The sequence below is a fragment of the Sphingobium sp. genome (assembly GCF_035511395.1).
In the GTDB taxonomy this organism is placed as follows: Bacteria; Pseudomonadota; Alphaproteobacteria; order Sphingomonadales; family Sphingomonadaceae; genus Sphingobium.
The window spans coordinates 1-4,248 of the sequence record NZ_DATKFP010000297.1 but is presented as its reverse complement, the minus strand read 5'-3'; the positions used below and the strand labels follow the sequence as shown (position 1 = coordinate 4,248).

The window sequence follows — 4,248 nt, the reverse complement described above, 5'->3', positions numbered from 1 at the left end:
GGCCGATTTCGTCCGGTTGAATCCGCCCATGGGCTTCGTTGCCAGTCCACAGGCCTTTGCAGAGGCGCGCGATTTCGCGATCGATCCGCGGGCGCGCTTTGCCATCCTTGCCGTTAGCTCTCCGCAAGGAATTGCTCGCCTGGCATGTGGCACGGTCGGGCAGGGCGACCGGCACGGCTCTGTGCGTGGGCGCCAGTCTCGATTTCCTGACCGGGGAACAGCGGCGCACACCCGAGTGGATGCAACTGCTCAGCATGGAATGGCTGTTTCGCCTGCTGACCAACCCTCGTCGCCTGTGGCGTCGCTATATGATCGAGGGACCGGCCATATTGCCGATCTACCGCCACTGGCTGGCCCAGCGTCATCGCCGTCGCCCCAGCATGTTCTCCGGCAACCGCTTCGGGAAGTATCATCGAGGTCATGGATGCGCGCCGCTTTATCTTGTTGGGCGTTGCAATGCTGGCCGCCTGTTCTGATGGTGGCGACGACCGGGCTTCGTCTGGAAAGATGAGCTGGAAACATCCGGAGAGGGCTAAAGTGTCCGGCCATAGTCTGACCGATGGCACCTATCCCGATCAACTGGGCTGCTTATGGCCGGTCCCTCCAGCCGCTTGCAGATCGACGCCCATAACATCGCAGGGTCGACCATCAGCATGCGTTATGGGACAGATACGCCACCGGAGCGCCAAGACGGCTGAGGCATCGGGAAGGAAGACTGTCGACCGGCATGCTGTCGATGTGGTTTAACCAGTCGATGCCTCGTCAAGGATCAAGGCGTGACTGACCCGGGGCAGGCTCATATCAGGCCGTTGTCAACACGCCGCTATAGGCATGATCCTCCAAGGCTTTGCCTGCGCCCATCGCGACGCAGGTCAGGGCATTGTCTGCCACGCTGACGGATAGGCCAGTATGCTCGGACAGAGCCTGATCGAGCTGACCGAGCAGGGCGCCGCCTCCTGTCAGAGTGATGCCTTCGTCTATAATGTCGGCGGACAGTTCGGGCGCTGTCTGCTCAAGGGCTGACATGACCGCAGATTTTATCTGTCCCACGCCTTCGGCTAAGGCGTCGGCGATCTCCGCTTCGGTGATGGTGATTTCCGCAGGACGACCGTTGACCAGGTCACGCCCCTTCACATTGAGGGACCGTCCGCCATCGACTGGCACGATTGCAGATCCGATGGCATGTTTGACCCGCTCGGCGGTCATTTCACCGATCATCAGATTGTGATGTCGCCTGATGTGAGAAGAGATGGCCTCGTCCAGTTTGTCGCCCCCGATCCGGACGGAGCTGCTATACGCAATACCCTGTAGCGACAGCACGGCCACTTCGGTGGTTCCGCCGCCAATATCCACAACCATGGCGCCGCGCGGCTCGGTGACGGGCAAGCCCGCACCGATTGCTGCGGCCATCGGTTCGTCGATCAGTTGCACGCGCGAAGCGCCGGCATTCATCGTTGCCGTTTGGATGGCGCGGCGCTCCACCATCGTGGAGCCTGATGGCACGCAGATCACGACCTGCGGACGTCGGCCGAACCGTCCGTTCCGGCCAATTGCCTTGGCCATGAAATGCTTGATCATCTGTTCGGCGACATCGATGTCGGCAATAACGCCATCGCGCAACGGCCGTATGGCTTGAATGTTGGCCGGTGTCTTGCCCATCATCGGCTTGGCTTCGTCGCCGACGACCTTGACGCGGCGCACGCCGCCGATCGTTTCAAGGGCAATGACGGACGGTTCGTTGAGGACAATGCCCCGATCGCGAACGTGAATGACCGTGTTCACGGTGCCAAGATCGATGGCGATGCCGTGATTGGTAGAGGCAAATAGGCGTTTTATCACTGTCCGTCCGCGCGTGTTCAAGGATATCTGCTTTGCCCACCCGTCGCCCTAGCACAACATTCTCACGTTGGAGCGGCCCATTGGCGGGACCGTTGGAGTTTCCTGCCTCCAACCCCATGAAATGCGCGGTAAGGACCACGAATCGGTTGCATCGCGAGGATCACCTGCGATCGTTGCCATCGATCTCGTCACGAACATCGCCCTCTTGCTGTCGATCCATGGGAGCCAAGCCTTGAAAGTCGCTGTTTTCAGTACACATCCTTTTGATCGGCGCTTCTTCGACGACGCCAATGCAGCAGCAACTCGGCGGCATATATTGACGTTTCTGGATGCCCGGCTTGACGCCAGATCGGCGCTGCTGGCAGCCGGGCATCAGGCTGTCTGCGTCTTTGTGAACGATCGGCTGGATAGCGCGACGCTGGAAGTGCTGGCCGAGCAAGGCGTGCGTTTGCTGGCTTTGCGAAGCGCCGGTTTCAATCATGTCGATCTGGTCGCAGCGGCGCAACTGGGCCTGAGCGTCGCTCGCGTTCCGGCCTATTCGCCCGACGCCATCGCCGAGCATACGGTAGCGATGATCCTGACGCTCAATCGAAAAATCCACAAGGCTTATGCTCGTATCCGAGAAGGGAATTTTGCGCTCGACGGTCTGCTGGGTTTCGACTTACGGGGGCGGACGGTCGGCATCGCGGGCACGGGCAAGATCGGTCTGAATGTCGCGCGTATCATGCGCGGTTTCGATTGCGAGGTGATCGCATATGATCCCTTTCCGGACGAAGCCGGACTGGCCACGGTGGGCGGCCGCTATGTGCCATGGAAACAGTTGCTGGAACAGTCCGACATTCTCTCACTCCATTGCCCCCTGAACGCTGAGACACGGCATCTTGTCGATGCGGCAGCTATTGCGCAGATGAAGGAGAATGTCATGCTGATCAACACCAGTCGCGGTGCCGTGGTCGACACGCGCGCGCTGATCAATGGGTTGAAAAATGGCCGGATCGGCTATGTCGGACTCGATGTGTATGAAGAGGAGGAAGGGTTGTTCTTCGCGGACCTGTCGGACCAGCCGATCCAGGATGATGTCTTCGCGCGGCTTTTGACTTTTCCCAATGTGCTGATTACCGGGCATCAGGGGTTCTTCACGCAGGAAGCCCTGACCGCTATCGCGGAAACCACGATCGCCAACATCTCGGCGTTTGAAGAAAATGGCAAGCCGCTTTATCCGGTTCGGCCCGCTGGGATAAAGGGTCCGGAATATCGCGAATGCATCTATGTGGTCGCCGGTTGGCCGATAGCATTCTCCGTCACAGCCTGACCGGCATTGGCAACGTGCGCTCCGCAACCGGTCTGACTGGTGCCCACATGGAAGACGCCGAGGATGCGCCTGTATTCCTCCCCGACGCGCACCGGTCGCTCCGGCGCAAGCCAGAGGGCACAAACGGCCTCGCGGCTCACGTCGCGCGGCGTCATGAAGGATTTCCAGCGCGAATTACCGGGCGCAATATTCCCTGGATTGCATCTTCGCCGCGGTCGTGACGGGACGGATCATGCGGATTTTTCCAAGCGCTTCGCCTGCTGCCACAGGTCTTCCTTCTCGTCGAGCGAAAGGGTGGCGAAGCTATCGCCCGCGATATGCTCCATGGCGCGGAACCGTCGACCGAACTTGGCATTCGCCTTCCGAAGAGCATTTTCCGGATCTACTTTAAGATGTCGCGCGAGGTTGACGACGGCGAAAAGCAGGTCGCCGACCTCTTCCTCGCGCGCTTCCTGACCCTCGGCTTCCCGCACCTCGTCCAGTTCCTCCGCAATCTTGCCCATGGCGCCAACCGTGTCGGGCCAGTCAAAGCCGGTACGCGCCGCTCGCTTCTGTAGTTTCTCGGCACGCAGCAAGGCGGGAAGGGCATTGGCGACGCCCGCCAGCGCGCTCGGATCCGGCTCCTTCTCGGCGCGCTCTGCTGCCTTAATGATTTCCCATTGAGCATGACCATCCTCTCGCCGTGCCCCTTCGCCGAAGACGTGGGGATGTCGCCGAACCATCTTTTCAGTGATGGCGTCAATCACGTCCTGCAATGCGAAATGGCCCGCCTGTTCAGCGATTCGGCTATGAAATGCTACTTGCAGCAGGAGGTCCCCCAGTTCGTCGCGCAGCGCCGCCATGTCCCCGCGCTCGATGGCGTCGGCGACTTCATAGGCTTCCTCGATCGTATAGGGTGAGATGGAGGCGAAATCCTGTTCAATATCCCATGGGCAACCGGTGTCGGGATCGCGCAGCCGGGCCATGACGTTGGCGAGCGGCATGATATCGGCGGGGCTGGCTTGGGGCATGGGAACCTTGGTATTGCGGCGAACGATCATAGCGATAAGCGCCGCGCAAGGGGAAAGCCAGCATGAATGTCGAAGAATATACTCCCT

At 60.2% G+C, this 4,248-nt stretch carries 4 protein-coding genes; 2 read left to right on the top strand and 2 right to left on the bottom strand.

Translation table 11 applies throughout. From position 1 onward, the window contains the following. The first annotated feature begins 107 nt into the window (after positions 1-107). Positions 108-476 carry a WecB/TagA/CpsF family glycosyltransferase gene (locus VMR39_RS20965; protein WP_325418717.1) on the top strand — a complete coding sequence of 123 codons (369 nt, stop codon included), beginning with the start codon at positions 108-110 and terminating at the stop codon, positions 474-476. A gap of 325 nt (positions 477-801) precedes the next feature. On the opposite strand, the gene VMR39_RS20960 is transcribed toward VMR39_RS20965, so the two are convergent. Next, positions 802-1,860, bottom strand: coding sequence for a rod shape-determining protein (locus tag VMR39_RS20960; protein ID WP_325418715.1), 1,059 nt, complete (start codon positions 1,858-1,860; stop codon positions 802-804). A gap of 211 nt (positions 1,861-2,071) precedes the next feature. Here VMR39_RS20960 and VMR39_RS20955 point away from each other — a divergent pair, with 211 nt between their 5' ends. Beyond that, positions 2,072-3,151, top strand: coding sequence for a 2-hydroxyacid dehydrogenase (locus VMR39_RS20955; protein ID WP_325418713.1), 1,080 nt, complete (start codon positions 2,072-2,074; stop codon positions 3,149-3,151). A 230-nt stretch (positions 3,152-3,381) separates the two neighbouring features. Here the strand turns inward: VMR39_RS20955 and mazG are convergent, their stop codons facing one another. Next, the gene (gene mazG, locus VMR39_RS20950; protein ID WP_325418720.1) at positions 3,382-4,161 is read right to left on the bottom strand and encodes a nucleoside triphosphate pyrophosphohydrolase; all 780 of its coding nucleotides are present in this window, start codon (positions 4,159-4,161) and stop codon (positions 3,382-3,384) included. Between the last annotated feature and the right edge of the window lie 87 nt (positions 4,162-4,248).